The 17240-nt window shown below is 48.4% G+C and carries 15 protein-coding genes; 4 read left to right on the top strand and 11 right to left on the bottom strand.

Annotation, left to right across the window (positions count from 1 at the left end; all coding sequences use genetic code 11):
• Positions 1–10: 10 nt before the first annotated feature.
• The 5 genes from ABN702_RS21410 to ABN702_RS21390 form a co-directional block, all read right to left on the bottom strand.
• Positions 11–1150 carry an acyl-CoA dehydrogenase gene (locus ABN702_RS21410; RefSeq protein ID WP_417898611.1) on the bottom strand — a complete coding sequence of 380 codons (1140 nt, stop codon included), beginning with the start codon at positions 1148–1150 and terminating at the stop codon, positions 11–13.
• A 213-nt stretch (positions 1151–1363) separates the two neighbouring features.
• Positions 1364–2500 carry an acyl-CoA dehydrogenase gene (locus ABN702_RS21405; protein WP_417898610.1) on the bottom strand — a complete coding sequence of 379 codons (1137 nt, stop codon included), beginning with the start codon at positions 2498–2500 and terminating at the stop codon, positions 1364–1366.
• A gap of 26 nt (positions 2501–2526) precedes the next feature.
• A complete protein-coding gene (locus ABN702_RS21400) occupies positions 2527–3381 on the bottom strand; it encodes a 3-hydroxybutyryl-CoA dehydrogenase (protein WP_417898609.1) in 855 nt (284 codons plus the stop codon).
• A 21-nt stretch (positions 3382–3402) separates the two neighbouring features.
• Positions 3403–4581 (bottom strand): acetyl-CoA C-acetyltransferase, encoded by a 1179-nt coding sequence (locus ABN702_RS21395; RefSeq protein ID WP_417898608.1) that lies wholly within the window; start codon positions 4579–4581, stop codon positions 3403–3405.
• A 360-nt stretch (positions 4582–4941) separates the two neighbouring features.
• Positions 4942–7056 (bottom strand): heterodisulfide reductase-related iron-sulfur binding cluster, encoded by a 2115-nt coding sequence (locus ABN702_RS21390; RefSeq protein ID WP_417898607.1) that lies wholly within the window; start codon positions 7054–7056, stop codon positions 4942–4944.
• 315 nt (positions 7057–7371) lie between these two features.
• Between ABN702_RS21390 and cls the strand changes: the two genes are divergently transcribed.
• From cls to ABN702_RS21375, 3 genes are read left to right on the top strand one after another with little or no spacing between them, the layout of a single operon-like run.
• Positions 7372–8574: a cardiolipin synthase gene (gene cls / locus ABN702_RS21385; protein ID WP_417898606.1), complete on the top strand. Its 1203-nt coding sequence runs from the start codon at positions 7372–7374 to the stop codon at positions 8572–8574.
• A 19-nt stretch (positions 8575–8593) separates the two neighbouring features.
• Complete coding sequence (uvsE, locus tag ABN702_RS21380) at positions 8594–9547, top strand: UV DNA damage repair endonuclease UvsE (RefSeq protein ID WP_417898605.1); 954 nt, start codon at positions 8594–8596, stop codon at positions 9545–9547.
• Positions 9548–9569: 22 nt separating this feature from the next.
• Positions 9570–9704 carry a hypothetical protein gene (locus tag ABN702_RS21375; protein ID WP_417898604.1) on the top strand — a complete coding sequence of 45 codons (135 nt, stop codon included), beginning with the start codon at positions 9570–9572 and terminating at the stop codon, positions 9702–9704.
• Between the two features lie 66 nt (positions 9705–9770).
• On the opposite strand, the gene ABN702_RS21370 is transcribed toward ABN702_RS21375, so the two are convergent.
• From ABN702_RS21370 to speE, 5 genes are all read right to left on the bottom strand, one after another.
• Complete coding sequence (locus tag ABN702_RS21370) at positions 9771–9950, bottom strand: XapX domain-containing protein (RefSeq protein ID WP_417898603.1); 180 nt, start codon at positions 9948–9950, stop codon at positions 9771–9773.
• Between the two features lie 100 nt (positions 9951–10050).
• The gene (argS, locus tag ABN702_RS21365; protein ID WP_417898602.1) at positions 10051–11721 is read right to left on the bottom strand and encodes an arginine--tRNA ligase; all 1671 of its coding nucleotides are present in this window, start codon (positions 11719–11721) and stop codon (positions 10051–10053) included.
• Positions 11718–12173, bottom strand: a complete 456-nt coding sequence (locus ABN702_RS21360) for a DUF1934 domain-containing protein (RefSeq protein WP_417898601.1) — start codon at positions 12171–12173, stop codon at positions 11718–11720. The genes argS and ABN702_RS21360 overlap by 4 nt, the downstream gene beginning before the upstream one ends.
• A 211-nt stretch (positions 12174–12384) precedes the next feature.
• Positions 12385–13257 carry an agmatinase gene (gene speB / locus ABN702_RS21355; RefSeq protein WP_417898600.1) on the bottom strand — a complete coding sequence of 291 codons (873 nt, stop codon included), beginning with the start codon at positions 13255–13257 and terminating at the stop codon, positions 12385–12387.
• 129 nt (positions 13258–13386) lie between these two features.
• Complete coding sequence (speE, locus tag ABN702_RS21350; protein WP_417898599.1) at positions 13387–14214, bottom strand: spermidine synthase; 828 nt, start codon at positions 14212–14214, stop codon at positions 13387–13389.
• 261 nt (positions 14215–14475) lie between these two features.
• Here speE and ABN702_RS21345 point away from each other — a divergent pair, with 261 nt between their 5' ends.
• The gene (locus ABN702_RS21345) at positions 14476–16545 is read left to right on the top strand and encodes a transglycosylase domain-containing protein (RefSeq protein ID WP_417898598.1); all 2070 of its coding nucleotides are present in this window, start codon (positions 14476–14478) and stop codon (positions 16543–16545) included.
• A gap of 176 nt (positions 16546–16721) precedes the next feature.
• On the opposite strand, the gene ABN702_RS21340 is transcribed toward ABN702_RS21345, so the two are convergent.
• The gene (locus ABN702_RS21340; protein WP_417898597.1) at positions 16722–17237 is read right to left on the bottom strand and encodes a YwhD family protein; all 516 of its coding nucleotides are present in this window, start codon (positions 17235–17237) and stop codon (positions 16722–16724) included.
• Positions 17238–17240 lie beyond the last annotated feature (3 nt).

Below are 17240 nucleotides of genomic sequence, written 5' to 3'. Positions count from 1 at the left end.
TTCCACCTACTTACTTGGTAAGCATTCTAGAGATGACGAGACGTTGGATTTCTTGTGTTCCTTCATAGATTTGCGTGATTTTTGCATCCCTCATATAGCGCTCTACCGGATAGTCCTTCGTGTAGCCATAGCCGCCGAACACCTGAACCGCCTCGGTTGTCACCTTCATTGCCGTGTCTCCTGCAAAAAGCTTCGACATGGCGGACTCTTTTCCGTAGCTAAGATTTTCGGACTCTCTCCAAGCAGCCTGATAGGTCAATAGTCTGGAAGCTTCGACCGAAGTCGCCATGTCTGCCAGCTTGAAGCTTACACCCTGCTGAGCGGCAATCGGCTTCCCGAACTGCACGCGCTCTTTTGCATAGCCAACCGCTGCATCCAAGGCACCTTGTGCAATTCCGACAGCCTGCGCGGCAATTCCGTTACGTCCGCCGTCAAGCGTCGTCATCGCGATCTTGAAGCCTTCCCCTTCTGCACCGAGCATGTTCTCTACAGGCACACGGCAGTCTTCAAAAATGATTTCCGTTGTCGGTGAGGAACGGATCCCGAGTTTCTTTTCCTTCTTCCCGACACTGAAGCCTTCAAAACCACTTTCAATGATGAATGCACTTGTACCTTTATGCTTGCTGGATGGGTCTGTTACCGCGAACACCACATAGATATCGGCAATGCCTCCGTTTGTGATGAAAATTTTCGAACCGTTCAGCACATAATGATCGCCATCAAGCTTCGCCGTCGTTCTCATTCCGCCCGCATCTGAACCGGAGCCTGGCTCAGTCAAGCCGTAGCCGCCGATGCTAGTTCCCTGCGCAAGTGGCACCAAGTATTTCTGCTTCTGCTCTTCTGTACCGTATTTATAGATCGGCCAGCTCGCAAGTGACGTGTGAGCGGATAATGTAACCCCAGTTGATGCACATACGCGGGAAAGTTCTTCGACTGCGATGCAATATGCCAGATAATCACTGCCGATTCCGCCGTACTCTTCCGGAAAAGGAATCCCTGTCAATCCAAGATCGGCCATTTTGCGGAATATCTCCATGTCAAAGCGCTCTTCCTCGTCGCGCTCAGCTGCTGTAGGCTCCACTTCATTTTTGGCAAAATCGCGCACCATTTTACGAATCATTTCATGTTCTTCGCTAAGTAAAAAATTCATCTGTTTCATCCCCCAAGTTTGTTAGTTTAAGTTGTTTTCGCATACATTGTTGCTTTTGACGTATGCAACATACACACGCTACATTCTTTACTTTCGTGCTTTTTTCCGGTTTGAAAGCATCTTTTCTTATTTCGATTTTTTGTTCTTATCGCTGTAAAAAATCCAAAAGCCGATTTTTTACGGACAAATGCAACTAACTTTTTGAAAAGAGCTTTAGTTTAGTAAATGTTTTCCAATAACCAATCGCTGTATCTCACTTGTACCCTCGTAGATTTCACATACCTTCGCATCGCGGAAGAAGCGCTCGACCGGATAGTCCTTCGTGTAGCCGTAGCCGCCATATACCTGTACTGCTTCCGTTGCGACATTCATTGCCGTCTGTGACGCGAAAAGCTTTGCCATCGACGCTTCCTTGCCGCAAGGCTTACCAAGTGCACGCAGGTTCGCCGCACGATAGGTCAACAGCTTTGCCCCTTCTACCGCCGTTGCCATATCAGCCAGCTTGAAGCCGACTCCCTGCTGAAGTGCGATCGGCTTGCCGAACTGCTCGCGCTCTTTTGCATAGGCGGTTGCATGCTGCAGGGCCGCTTCTGCGATTCCAAGTGACTGCGCAGCAATCCCGATCCGTCCGACGTCAAGGTTTGCCATCGCGATTTTGAATCCTTCGCCTTCCCGACCAAGCAGATTTTCTGCCGGCACCTTCGCATCTTCAAATGTCAGCTGCACCGTTTTGGAACCATACAAGCCCATTTTGTGCTCGTCTTTTCCGATGATGAATCCTGGAGTGTCCTTTTCCACAATAAATGCGCTGATGCCCTTCGTTCCAAGCTCCGGATTGGTCGCGGCAAACACAATATACGTATCCGCTTCGCCGCCATTTGTGATGAACACCTTCGCTCCGTTCAGCACATAATGGTCATCCTTTTTCACAGCGCGCGTCTTCAGGCTTCCCGCATCCGATCCGGCACTTGGCTCAGTCAAGGCGAAAGCGCCAAGGTACTCTCCCGAAGCAAGCTTGGTGACGTATTTCTGCTTCTGTTCCTCTGTTCCAAAATAAAGAATCGGGTTCGTTCCGACACTCGTATGAACGGATAAAATGACGCCGACCGTTGCACTGACGCGTGACAGCTCATTGATCGCAATGATGTAGGATGGAAAGTCCATGCCCGCTCCGCTGTACTCCTCAGGGATTGTCATGCCCATCAAGCCAAGGTCGGCCATCTTGTTCAGAATCTCCCTCGGGAACTCGCCGTCCTCCATCTTTTCCACAAACGGGGCGATTTCCGTTTCCGCAAAATCGCGCACCATTTTCCGTACCATTTCCTGTTCTTCCGTGAATCTCAAGTTCATTCTGCTCGACCCCTTTCCTGCTGTCCTTATGTCTCGTATGTGTAGAATCCGCGTCCTGTCTTACGTCCCAGCCAGCCAGCTTTTACATATTTTCGAAGCAATGGGCATGGGCGGTATTTGTCATCGCCAAAGCCTTCGTGCAATGTTTCCATAATGTATAGGCAAGTATCGAGTCCGATAAAATCAGCCAATGTCAACGGCCCCATCGGATGGTTCATGCCAAGCTTCATCACTTCATCGATCGCTTCCGGTGTTGCCACCCCTTCATATACCGTGAAGATCGCTTCATTGATCATCGGCATAAGCACACGATTGGACACGAAGCCTGGGAAATCATTAACCTCAACCGGCACCTTGGAAAGCTTTTTCGTCATATCTTCAATCGCGCCATATACCTCATCCGCTGTTTGCAGTCCGCGAATGATTTCTACCAGTTTCATCACCGGTACAGGGTTCATAAAATGCATCCCTATCACTTTTTCCGGTCGGTTTGTCGCCGCGGCGATTTCCGTGATCGGCAAGGAGGATGTGTTTGTTGCTAAAATCGCATGTGCTGGAGCGATAGTGTCCAATTGTGCGAAAATCTTTTTCTTGATGTCCATGTTCTCCACTGCCGCTTCGATGACGATATCAACATGCTTTGCGTCTTCAAGAGCGGTTGTCTGGGTCAATCTTCCAAGCACCTGCTCCTTCTCATCCGCTGTCATACGTCCTTTGTCCACCGCTCTTGTCAGGTTTTTCGTGATGGATGCAAGCCCGCGATCCAGGAATTCCTGTTTCAAATCATTCATATATACGTTGAAGCCCGCCATCGCACAAACCTGCGCGATGCCAGATCCCATTTGTCCTGCTCCGATTACCATTACCTTTTGAATTGTCATGTTTGTAGTCCCCCTTCAGTTTTAAACTTGAATCAAGATTGCATCGCCCTGGCCGCCGCCTGAGCAGATTGACGCGATGCCAAGCCCGCCGCCACGGCGCTTCAGCTCATGGATCAGGGATACTATGATGCGTGCACCACTAGCTCCGATCGGGTGGCCAAGTGCTACTGCCCCGCCGTTTACATTCACTTTTTCCAGATCCAACCCGGCAAGGTTGGCAGATGCCAATGCCACTGCTGCAAAAGCTTCATTTATTTCAAAAAGATCGATTTCTTCAAGTTGAGTACCTGTTTTCTTAAGTAGCTCGTTGATAACCAGTCCAGGCGTTTTCGGAAAATCCTTTGCTTCTACGGCGATGGATGCATGCCCAAGGATCGTTGCGATCGGCTGCTTGCCTTCCCTGTTTGCGCGGTCCTCACTCATCAGGACAAGCGCACTTGCCCCATCATTCACTCCTGGTGCGTTTCCGGCTGTAATGCTTCCGTCATGGTCGAATGCCGGTCTAAGGCTTGCCAGCTTTTCAATGGATGTGTCCTTACGCGGCGATTCGTCCTTGCTCACGACAACAGGCTCCCCTTTGCGCTGCGGAACTTCAACAGGCACGATTTCCTCTGCAAAAATGCCCTTTTCGATTGCTTCGACTGCACGCTGATGACTTCTGTATGCCCAAGCGTCCTGGTCCGCGCGGGAGATTTCCATTTCCTTGGCAACACTGTTTCCGTATGTTCCCATGTGCACGCCTGTAAAGGTGCAAGTCAGTCCGTCATGAACCATCAGATCCTTCACGCTGCTGTCGCCCATGCGAAGTCCCCATCTCGCTTTTGGGAGGATGTATGGCGCATTGCTCATCGATTCCATGCCTCCTGCGACGATGACCTCTTCCTCACCTGAACGGATCAGTATATCGCCAAGCGCTACACTTCTCATCCCTGATGCACATACCTTGTTGATGGTTTCTGTTTTGACGTTCCAAGGAAGCCCTGCTTTTTGTGATGCCTGACGGGAAGGAAGCTGACCCTGGCCTCCCTGGAGCACTGTACCAAGAATCACTTCGCCAACCTCGTCACCTGAAACGTTGGCTCTTTTCAGCGCTTCCTTGATTGCAACAGCCCCAAGTTCTGAAGCGGTCAAGGAGCTTAATCCTCCGGCAAACTTTCCGATTGGCGTACGTACTCCACTGACGATCACTGTTTTTCCCATTTTTGTTCCTCCTCTATTTTTGTATATCGAACCTGAAAATAAAATGAATCTGTTAAACACCCTGTTGATTTCCGTTCCAGGGGTTCGCTTTCCGCGGGCGGCCTCGAGAGCCTCCTCGGCGCTAATGCGCCTGTGGGGTCTCCCTTGACACGCTGCTCCCGCAGGAGTCTCACCCCTTGCACTTCAATCAACAGGGGAGATCGTTTGGATTTGACATCTACTTTTACCTTTACCCCAAAAACTTGACAACGCTTTCAAAAATAGCGACTGAACGCTCGCTCAGTTCCGTTAAAAGGGTATGGTGTACGCAATTGATATATCGCGTACACCCATTTATTTTCTATGAAGCTAGTAATCTCTTTATGCTACAGTTTCTTTTACATCTCCGAAAATCGATTTCTCGAGGAGCTCGGCAACGTCATAGGTACTGACTTTTTCTTCGACTTCCTTCGCTTTCGTTCCGTCGGATAGCATCGTCAGGCAGTAAGGACAGCCGGAGCTGATGACGCTTGGTGCCACTTCGAGTGCCTGTTCGGTACGGGCGACGTTGACGCGCGTTCCTGTGTCTTCTTCCATCCACATCAGACCCCCACCTGCTCCACAGCACATGCCTGTTTCGCGGTTGCGCTTCATCTCGACAAGCGTCACACCAGGGATGCTCTTCAGGATTTCACGAGGCGGCTCGTAGACTTCGTTGTATCTTCCCAGGTAACAGGAATCGTGGAAGGTGATCGTTTCGTTCACCGCGTGCTGCGGCTTCAGGCGCCCTTCTTTTACAAGCTGAGCCAATAGTTCTGTATGATGATAAACCTCTGCCTCAAGTCCGAAATCCGGATACTCGTTTTTGAAAATGTTGTAGGCATGAGGGTCGATCGTAACAATTTTCTTCACTTCATTTTTCTCGAACTCGGCGATATTGCCTGTCGCAAGCTCCTGGAACAGGAATTCGTTACCAAGGCGGCGCGGCGTATCTCCGGAGTTTTTCTCTTTGTTTCCAAGAATCGCAAATTTCACGCCTGCTTCATTTAGCAATTTTGCAAAAGAAATCGCGATTTTCTGGGAACGGTTGTCAAAGGAGCCCATGGAGCCGACCCAGAATAGGAATTCGAACTCTTCGCCCGCTTTTTTCACTTCTTTTACTGTAGGGATATTCACTTCCGGTGCCGCTTCACGCCAGTTTTCGCGTTCTTTGCGGTTCAAGCCCCATGGATTTCCCTGACGCTCGATGTTGGTCATTGCACGCTGTGCATCGGCATCCATTTTACCTTCCGTCAGTACAAGATAACGGCGCAGGTCAATGATTTTATCAACGTGCTCGTTCATAACCGGACACTGGTCCTCACAGTTTCGACAGGTCGTACATGCCCAGATTTCTTCCTCCGTGATGACATCGCCGATCAAGGAAGGACTGTACTCGATCGTTGCCGCACTTTCCTCTGCACCTTTTCCGGCAGAAGCCAATGCCAGCTGATTGCCTTGCGTATTGTTGAACGCGTACGTCGGAACCCAAGGGGATTTGGACGTAATCGCCGCTCCTTTATCTGTCAGGTGATCTCGGATTTTTAAAATAAGATCCATCGGAGAGAGCATTTTCCCTGTTCCTGTTGCCGGACACATATTCGTACAGCGCCCACATTCCACACAGGCATACATATCGATCAATTGGTATTGGGTGAAGTCCTCGACCTTCCCGACCCCGAAGGATTCCTGTGTTTCATCTTCAAAATCGATCTTCTCAAGCTTGCCAGGGTTTGTCGTGCGATGGAAAAACACGTTCGCCGGGCCTGCAATCAAATGCGCATGCTTGGACTGCGGTACATAAACAAGGAATGCAAGCAGGAATAATAAGTGAATCCACCAGCCGACATAGAACAGGGCGATGGAAGCTGTCGTATTGATCCAGCCGAACAGGAATGCCACGCCGCTTGCAACAGGTTCACTCCAAGTCTGGCCATGGTCGTGCCAGATAAGTCCCATACCGTTGGAGAATAGTACGGAAACCATCAATCCTCCGATAAAAATAAGGACAAGACCCGATTTAAAGCCGCGCTTCAATCGGACAAGCTTTTCCACATAACGGCGATGGAACGCCCAGAGGACTGCAACTAGAATCATCAAGGTTACAAGCTCCTGGAAAAACGTAAACGCAGGATAAAGCGGTCCCAGCGGCAGGTGCGATCCCGGGAACAGCCCTTTGATGATCAGGTCGATCGCGCCAAGCTGAACCATCAGGAACCCATAGAAGAACATAACGTGGATGATTCCACTCTTCTTATCCTTCAAGAGCTTCTTCTGGCCAAAAACATTGACCCAGACCTTATCCAATCTTTCTTTTACCTTTTTATCAAACTCGACCTTCTTGCCGAGCTTGATGAATTGTATTCTTGTTCTGATCAAATAAACAAATAGCGATACTGCGTAAGCGGTTACAATTATCGTTAAAATCCAATTGGCTATTAACAAACCGTTCCCCATATCTCTCCACTCCTTTCGTATGTCCCTTTTTGATGTCGGCTGCATTCGCGAAAATCATTGTTTGTTTTATGCGAAGAGCCTCAATGTTTGGAAAGAATCTAATTTTCAGAACTTTATTTTAACTCTATTCTATTTGTGAATGAGCATTCAGTCAACACATTTGATGAAAATTTTGCTTATGCTTTATGTGTGGTGGGTATGGATTGGAGACGGCATTAGGAACTTGGGCCTAACCTGTACCTATGGACCTGTAAAAAGGATAAGTCAGGGCCGTTCGGTAGAAACTAGAAACAGTCGGATGACGGAGGGGTAAACATGACTATCGCATTATATATCGGTTTAGCAATTCTTCTTATTCTTATTTGGATTGTCATTGATTTTCAGCTGGGACGAAAGATGCATTTAAAGAAAGTTACAAGACTCGAGTTCCCGAAAAGAAGGAGCGACTTCCTCCTCTATTCCGACGGCAACAAGCTGTATGAGGATCTTTTTGCGGAGATGAAGCGCGCCACCCATCACATCCATTCCCTCTTTTATCTCGTTAATGGGGACCATGTCAGTGAGGAATTCTTCACCATCCTGAAACAAAAGGCCCAGGAAGGCGTCGAGGTTCGCCTTCTTCTGGATTATCTCGGTTCCCATAAGATGAAAAGAAAACAGGTGAAAGAGCTGCGTGAACATGGCATTGAAGTGGAATACTGCCGCAAGCCCTCCTTTCCCTTCATCTTTTTCAGCATCAACCAGCGAAATCACCGTAAAATCACGGTTGTTGACGGGAAAATCGGCTATGTCGGCGGATTTAACATCGGCAAGGAGTATCTCGGCCAGGATCCGGAGTTCGGGGTCTGGCGCGATTACCACCTGAAGCTGAAAGGCGAAGGGGTGCAGGATCTTCAATCGCAGTTTTTCGAGAACTGGGATGATTGCACATCAAAAACCCGCTCGGAAACAGCGGCTTATTATCCTCCCTTGGAACCGGGAAAAAGCTTGCATCAATTCGTTCCGACAAACGGCGGCTTTCTGAAGGAAACATTCATCGAGTTGCTCCAGAAGGCACAGCGGTCCGTGATTATCTGTACGCCTTACTTCATTCCGGATCAGCAGCTTTTTGACGAGCTGATGAAGGCGCTTGGGCGCGGTGTAAAGGTAACGGTCCTTCTGCCAGACAAAGCAGACCATGCGTTAGTAAGGGATGCTGCATTTCTTTATTTCCCATCCCTTTTGGAGGCTGGTGCAGAGGTTTACCGATTCTATATAGGCTTTTATCATGCAAAAGTGATAGTCATCGATGAGGAGATGTGCGATATCGGCACAGCCAATTTTGACAAACGCAGTCTCTTTTTAAATAATGAAATCAACTGCCTGATTTACGATCCGGAGTTTGTAAAAGCGACGATCCACGAAATCCAGAAAGATATTCAAAATTCCGAGAAACTGACGCTTGAATACATCCGGGAGCGGTCCTTCCTGGATAAAGGGCGTGAACAGCTAGCAAAACTTGTTTCACCATTGCTGTAAAAGAAAGGAGGTATTCCCATTGCGAATACGTTTTGGCTTTGTTTCACAATCTTGGAAACTTTGGGACGCCTCACCTGGCAAGACTTTGACCTATACAAGATTCAAGCAGATGTCACCTGAGGAAGGACGTGCCAAGCTGCTTGAGGTGACTCGCCAAAACCTGGAGAATACACTGCGCACCATCCATCTCTGCATCGCGAACGAAATCAAGGTGTTCCGCTTCTCCTCCTCCATCGTGCCACTTGCGACGCATCCTGAGGTGAAATGGGATTTCGTTTCGGAGTTCGGCGCGGAGTTCAGGGAGATCGGTGACCTGGTGAAGCGGTATGGGATGCGTACAAGCTTCCATCCGAACCAGTTCACCCTCTTCACAAGCGACAAGCCTCACATTACCGAGAATGCAGTCGTGGATATGGTGTACCATTATGAAATGCTTGAGGCAATGGGTCTCGCGGACAGCGGAACCATCAATATTCATGTCGGCGGGGCTTACGGAAATAAGGAGGCTGCTTTGGAGCGCTTTTATGAGAATATCAAGCAGCTTCCTCCTGATGTGTTCAAGCGGATGACGCTGGAAAACGATGATAAAACCTACACGACGGAGGAAACACTGGTACTGTGCGAAAAGCTCGGCATACCGCTTGCTTTCGACTATCACCATGAATATGCAAACCCGAGCGCAGTATCCTGGGAGGAGCTTCTGCCAAGGGTGTATGAAACGTGGCGCGGGATCGGCATTATCCCGAAAATCCATGTTTCCTCCCCTATTTCCGAAAAAAAGTTGCGGCATCACGCGGACTATGTGGATCTGCAGTTCTTAGCGGAGTTTTTGAAGGTCGTCGTTGGACTTGGTCAGGATGTCGACTTCATGATCGAGGCCAAGCGCAAGGACGAAGCGGCCCTGCAGCTGGTCGAGGATGTGGCGGCGATTCGCGGGGTGAAGCGGATGGGCGGGGCGACGGTGGAGTGGTAGATTGTGATGAGGATGGGGGTCGATGCCGTCTCTTCGGGGGTTTGCTCGCTGTGACGGTACGAAGCGCTTGCTTTCGTACCTTATCACAGCCATTTCAGGCACCTTAAAAGAACAAATCAACAGAATTACACCATCCTTCCCTTTAACCTATTCCTAAAGGCAAAGAGGGGTCTGGCCCCATTTGGATGTTTTACCCAAATTGGGCCAGACCCCTGTTGTTATGTCAACTGCCTGTACTCTGGAACATTGGTGCGATCCAGGAGAATAGTTTGTAGCCAAGGTAGATGCCGACGATCCCGATGATGCCGGAGAATACTGGTGGTGCCGGTATTGGCAGGCGGAATAGGGCGAATATGAATCCGACGACCATGCCGGTGATGAGTGCTAAGATGCTTTCTTTCATAGTTGAAAAACTCCTTTTGTGTTCTGTATTTATTTCTCTATTTTTCACCAAAAAAAGGCTCACTACTCGTAATGGAAGTGAGCCTTTTCTTAAATTTCTATTACATTTTTTCTGGAGCGGATACTCCGATCAGGTTGAGTGTGTCTTTCAGCGTAATTTGAACAGCTTTCATCAGGCCGAGACGCGCTTTGGATTTTTCCATATTTTCCGGATCCAATACCTTTTCTGCATTGTAGAAGCTGTGCAGGGCGGAGGAAAGCTCGAAAATATAGTTGGTGATACGGTGCGGAATGCGTTTTTGTGCCGCTTCTGCCACCGCTTGCGGGTAGTCACCCAGCTTTTTCAACAGGTCGATTTCTTTTTCGGAATTGATATGCTCCAGTGCGAAAGAACCGTTCAGGTCCAATCCAAGCTCTTCTCCTTGGCGAAGCATGCTGCAGATACGAGCATGTGCGTACTGCGCGTAGAATACCGGATTTTCATTGGACTGGGAAACTGCCAGATCCATATCGAAATCAAGATGTGTGTCACCGCTGCGCATTGCGAAGAAGTAACGAACCGCATCAAGGCCCACTTCCTCCATCAAGTCACGCATCGTTACCGCTTTACCTGTACGCTTGCTCATCTTCATTTTTTCCCCGTTTTGGAAAAGGTGAACCAGCTGGATGATTTCCACTTCCAAGGCGTCCTTTCCGTATCCAAGCGCTTCAATTGCCGCCTTCATACGAGGGATATAGCCATGGTGGTCGGCACCCCAAATGTTGATCAACTTATCATGACCGCGCTTCAACTTGTCCTGATGGTACGCGATATCGGGTGTCAGGTATGTGTAAGAGCCATCGTTTTTGATTAACACACGGTTCTTGTCATCGCCAAATTCCATGGATCCGAACCATGTCGCGCCTTCTTCTTCATAAATATGGCCTTTTTCACGCAGCGTCGACAATGCTTCATTGATTTTGCCGTTATTGTAAAGGGAAGTTTCGGAATACCATACGTCGAAGCGTACACGGAACTCCTCCAGATCCTGCTGTAATTTTTTCATTTCATATTTCAAGCCGTATTCACGGAAAAAGCTGCGGCGATCCTCTTCCGATTCATGAACAAAGCGGTCACCAAACTCATCCGCAATCGCCTGTCCGATGCCGATGATATCTTTTCCGTGGTAGCCGTCCTCCGGCATTGCCATATCCTGGCCCAGCGCCTGGAAGTAACGTGCCTCTACGGACAACGCAAGATTGTTGATCTGGTTTCCAGCGTCGTTGATGTAATATTCTCTTGTTACTTCATAGCCAGCCTTGTCCAGAACGTTGCACAGGGAATCCCCTACTGCCGCTCCACGTGCATGACCCAAGTGCAGGTCACCAGTCGGATTCGCTGATACGAACTCGACGTTGATTTTTTCGCCATTGCCGACAGTCGATTTCCCATAATCGGAACCCTGCTCCAGAATCGTTGGAATAAGATCCGTCAAATAGGAATTATTCATGTAAAAGTTGATGAATCCAGGTCCTGCAATATCGATTTTTTCGATGGACGCTTTGGATTGGTCAAAATTCTTCACAAGCTCTTCCGCAATCATACGAGGTGCCTTTTTCGCCACGCGCGCCAGTTGCATCGCCATGTTCGTGGAGTAGTCACCATTCGCTTTATCTTTCGGTGTCTCGAGCACTACATCCGGGATCTGCTCCTCTGTCGCCAAGCCTGCCTTGATCACGGCATCTTTAATCTCATTTTTTAAACGTTCCTGGACTTGTTCTACTATATTCATGCTATTTGTTCCTCCTCGTAATGAATGGTGATGAAATATTGACCTGTCTCCTGCCCTTGTACCTTCAGCTGGTATTGCAACTGAATGGAGCCCCGATTTTTCACAGGATCCTTCATCCTTACAACCTTCTCGGTATCCGTTTCCAAATGGAAAATACCAAATTCACTTTCATACAGCCCGGCTGTCAGTTCTCCTGCACGAAACGTCTGCTTCATTTTCACACCGTTGCCTGAACGGCTCACCCAAACTTCTTGATCGGATAATTTATAAATGACATCCAGCTTTTTCCCGTTCCCTTGATTTTCGGAAAAAACGATATATTCAGTTTCACCTTTAAGGTAGTATTGACCATTTGTCTCATACGCCATAACCTGCCGTTCTTCATCTTGAAGAATTTCCGACTTGAACTTCACCCGGATCGGCATTTTTGCACTGTTTTGATTGTCCAGCAATCCAGACACATCCTTTATGATTAACGCTTTTCGCGGCGCTTTTACTTTACTATAACCTTCATAGTATAAAACAAGTTGTAGAGCAAGTTCAATAGCGGGGTGCCTGGTTTGTGGGAGAAAATGAGGTTCTGGGACTTGAAGTCTGTCTCTCGTGCATTAAATGCAAAAGCCCCACCCACCAACCAACCGGTCAGCGGACAGGGCAACATAATCATTTCACCCAGCCAAGGATCATTTCACGAATGAGCTTGCTTGCTGTGTTTGCAGTTTGTTCGGATGGATCATAAATTGGTGCTACTTCCACAAGGTCTGCTCCAACCACGTTCACTTTCGAGCGTGCAATTTCGTGGATGGAAGCCAATAGCTCACGGGATGTGATGCCTCCGCAATCTACTGTTCCAGTTCCAGGTGCGTGCGCAGGGTCGAGCACATCGATGTCGATTGTTACATATACGGGACGTCCAGCCAATGTTGGAAGGATTTCTTTCAGCGGCTCAAGCACTTCAAATTTCGAGATGTGCATTCCCACTTCTTTCGCCCATTTGAATTCCTCTTTCATTCCAGAGCGGATTCCGAATGAGTAGACATTCGTAGGTCCGATCAGGTTTGCTGCCTTCTTGATCGGCGTCGAGTGGGAAAGCGGCTCCCCTTCGTAGTCGTCACGAAGGTCCGTGTGCGCATCCATGTGGATGATGGCAAGATCCGGATATTTTTTGTACATCGCCTTGATGACAGGCCAGGAAACAAGGTGCTCCCCACCCATTCCAAGCGGAAACTTGTCTTTTTCTAAAAGGGAGTCGATATACTCCTCGATCATTTCGATGCTTTTTTGCGGGTTACCGAATGGCAATGGGATATCGCCTGCATCAAAATATTTCACTTCTTCCAGTTCACGATCCAGGTATGGGCTGTACTCCTCAAGCCCGATGGATACCTCGCGGATGCGGGATGGGCCAAAACGGGATCCAGGGCGGTAGCTTACCGTCCAGTCCATCGGCATACCATAGATCACAGCCTGGCTATCTTCGAAACTTGGGTGACTCTTAATAAACACATTACCTGAATAAGCTTCATCAAAACGCATAATGCATTTCCTCCTTTGAAGAAGAGGCCTGACCCTTAGCGCTTTAAAGCGCTGAGGGTCAGGCCCCTCTTTATTCCACTACAACTTCAACGCATCACCGCGGAGCGGGTCAGGCCCCTTTTCACTACGTTACTTAATTAAATCACCAACGAACTTCGGCAGGGCGAATGCTGCTTTGTGAAGTTCTTTTGTGTAGTATTTTGTTTCCATGTCGTGGAAGCGGTCTTCTTTTACTTCCAGTGGGTCGTGCTTTTTGGATCCGATTGTGAATGTCCACATGCCGCTTGGGTATGTTGGGATGTTTGCGATGTAGAGGCGGGTGATCGGGAAGATCTCGCGTACGTCGCGCTGTACGTTTGTGATCAGTTCAGGCGTGAACCATGGATTGTCGGTTTGAGCCACGAATACACCGTCTTCTTTTAACGCTTTGGAGATCCCAGCGTAGAAGCCTTTTGTGAATAGGTTGACTGCAGGTCCAACTGGCTCTGTGGAGTCTACCATGATTACGTCATACTCGTTTTCGCTTTCAGCGATGTGCATGAAGCCGTCGCCGACTTTCACTTCTACACGTGCATCATCAAGCATGCCAGCGATTTCAGGCAGGTACTGTTTGGAGTACTCGATTACTTTTCCGTCGATTTCCACCAAAGTAGCTTTTTTCACGCTTGGGTGCTTCAGCACTTCACGGATTACGCCACCGTCCCCGCCGCCTACTACCAATACGTTCTCAGGGTTTGGATGAGTGAACAATGGTACATGTGCCACCATTTCGTGATAAACGAACTCGTCCTTTTGCGTAGTCATCACCATGCCATCAAGGATAAGCATGTTTCCGAATTCCTCAGTTTCTACCATATCCAGCTTTTGGAACTCCGTTTGCTCTGTATGTAAAGTGCGTTTGATCTTCGCTGTGATTCCAAAGTTTTTTGTTTGATATTCTGTGTACCATAATTCCATTTGTACAACATTCCCTTCCGTTTTTTAATCTGTCCAAAATACTCGTGCTATATCGAATAAACTCGCTTATATCGTTCCCTAACCATAAAAATTGCAAACATAATTTAATTTTATACAACAAGAAAAAAGTATAGATGAATCTAGCAAAAATTCAAGTTAAAATTTATTTTTTTTTGAAAATGTTTAAAACGGGGAAAGGTTTTCATACTGAGTAGTAATGATGCAGGACTAGGAGCATTGCGGAAAGGGGGAATTTCTGAAATGGAATTGATGACAGATGACCGGTTGCAGCGGGTTTTGAAGTATGTTCGTGCCTTTATTTTTATTTTTTCTATCCTAGCAATCTCGTTGTTGATTTTAATAGGCGGAGTCGTCATTTATGCCAAGTCCAAGGGGGCGCCGCCGCTTTCGGTGACACAGTCTTCGATTTTCTATAGTAAGGACGGTTCAATCATCGGGGAGGCCCATAGCGGGGAGAAGCGTTATTGGGTGGCGCTGGACGATATTTCCCCTCATCTGATTGATGCCACTGTTGCGGTGGAGGATCGCCGTTTTTTCAGCCATCACGGCTTTGACCCTAAGCGGATTGCAGGTGCGTTACTTGCCGACATCAAGGCGATGGCAAAGGTCCAGGGTGCGAGTACGATCTCCCAGCAGTACGCCCGCAATCTTTTTCTCGAGCATGAGAAGACATGGAAGCGAAAATTGAATGAGGCTCTTTATACGATCCGTATTGAGGCCAATTATTCAAAGGAAGAGATCCTTGAGGGCTATTTGAATACGATCTATTACGGTCATGGTGCGTACGGAGTCGAATCGGCTTCCTATTATTATTTCGGCAAGCCGGCTGCGGATCTGAACATGGCGGAGGCCAGCATGCTTGCAGGAATTCCAAAGGGCCCAGGGGTGTATTCCCCTTTTACCGATAGTGAACGGGCTTTGGCGAGACAGAAGACGGTGCTTGATTCGATGGTGGAAAATAAGGACCTTACACGCGCCGAGGCCGAGGCTGTGCTTGCTGAGCCACTTGTATATGGAGAACGCGAGCATTTGCCGAAGGAATTTATGGCTCCCTATTTTCAGGATGCGGTCCGGTCGGTGATCCGTCATGATCTGAAGCTGGAAAAGGAACTGGAAGACGGCGGGCTTCATATTTATACAACGCTTGATCCAAAGATGCAGGAAATTGCGGAGGAGCAGATTGCCGCCACATTCGATCCGAACTCTACGATGCAAGTAGGCTTTGTGGCGATGGATCCAAAGTCCGGAAAAGTGCTGGCACTTGTCGGCGGACGCAATTACGAGGAGAGTCCATACAACAGGGTGACCCAGGCGGAAAGGCAGCCAGGTTCTACGTTTAAGCCGCTTCTCTATTATCGTGCACTAGAAAAAGGCTTTACCCCATCGACCGGGTTCCGGAGCGAGCGGACGACGTTCCAGGTTGATGAAGGACGCTCGACATATACGCCGCACAATTTTAACCATTATTATGCCAATGACACGCTGACGATGATGCAGGCCCTGCCACTGTCGGATAATGTGTATGCGGTAAAGACCCATCTGCTCCTAGGTAAAACCGAGCTCGTCAAGCAGGCGAAAAAGATGGGCATCGAATCCGACGTGAAGGCAGTCCCTTCGCTTGCACTAGGTACATCACCAGTCCGGGTGCTTGATATGGCTAACGCCTACAGCACGTTTGCGAATGGCGGGAAAGAGGTTGAGCCAGTCTTTATTGAAAAGGTGGTCAACTACAAGGGTGAGGTTCTCTACGAACGCGATGCTAAAGCAAAGCAGGTATTGGACAAGGATGTAACGTTCGTGCTGAACCATTTGATGACAGGCATGTTCGATACGGCCTTGAACGGCTATATGGCAGTGACGGGGAACGCAATCAAGGATAAGCTGACTCGTCCTTATGCAGGAAAATCGGGCTCAACGGAAACGGACAGCTGGATGATCGGCTATACGCCTCAATTGGTGAGTGCCGTCTGGACGGGCTATGACAAGGACCAGAACATCACCCTTTGGACAGAAAAGCGCTATGCCAAGGAAATCTGGGCAGGTTTTATGGAAAATGCTCTGAAAAATAAATCCGTCGTGGCATTCCAGCCGACCGATAATGTAGTAGGCGTGAAGGTCAACCCTCAAAGCGGGCTGCTGGCGTCAGAGGACTGCCCTGTGTCGCGGATGACCTATTATGTAAAAGGATCCGAACCGACAGAGTATTGTACAAAACAAGCAGAAGGTAACGAGCAGGAGCAGGCACCGCCTGATACGACGGCACCTGAGAAGAAAGAGAAATGGTGGAAGAAGCTTGTTCCTTGGATGTAGATGCTATAAAAGTTAAAACCCCCGAGATGCCTCTCGGGGTTTTAGGTGTCCTAGCTTTCCATGTGCTCTATACACATGTAGACTTAGTTTACTTTTTTTGCGGTAATAACTCAAGTGGGTATAGCCGAACGTTCAAAAAAATGTCACAACTTTATTTTTCATATGGTGTTGACATTTCATTTTACAGCTAATTGGTTTTTCAGATCAATGGAGGCGCGCTCCCACATTCCGCTGTCATGGCCGATGAGATAGTTTTGCAAAATAGTTTTAGACCTGTCGTCCATGTGTTCGACGATGATATGGCGTTTCATCGATTTGTCCATTCTGTTCACATGCTCCGGCAAGGATTTGTACCCTCTTCTGATTTCACGGTCCACGGTCATTTCGCAAGCGGTCACACCGGCGTAATAAGGTCCCTCCTGCTTGCGGTCGATCGTCACCCATACAAGCCAGTACGGTTTGCCGTTCGGTACATCGTCCTTGTTCGGCAAAAACTTGATTCCGCGTTCCACCGTGCTTCGTGCGTGCATGGCGCCGATATCGACAAACGCATCCCCGCCCTCCACATCAACAAACACCGGTGAAACATTATCAAGGCTCAGTGCACCTACACCAAAGCCTCCATGACCGTCTGTCGGGTCATTTTTTATAATATTGAAGCCAATCGGTTTCTTTTTCTTTTCCTGATCCAAGTT

Origin of the sequence: Bacillus haimaensis (assembly GCF_048270625.1) — a bacterium.
In the GTDB taxonomy this organism is placed as follows: Bacteria; Bacillota; Bacilli; order Bacillales; family Bacillaceae_I; genus Sutcliffiella_A; species Sutcliffiella_A haimaensis.
The sequence above is the reverse complement of the archived record's forward strand: the minus strand, read 5'-3'. Positions and strand labels throughout refer to the sequence as shown.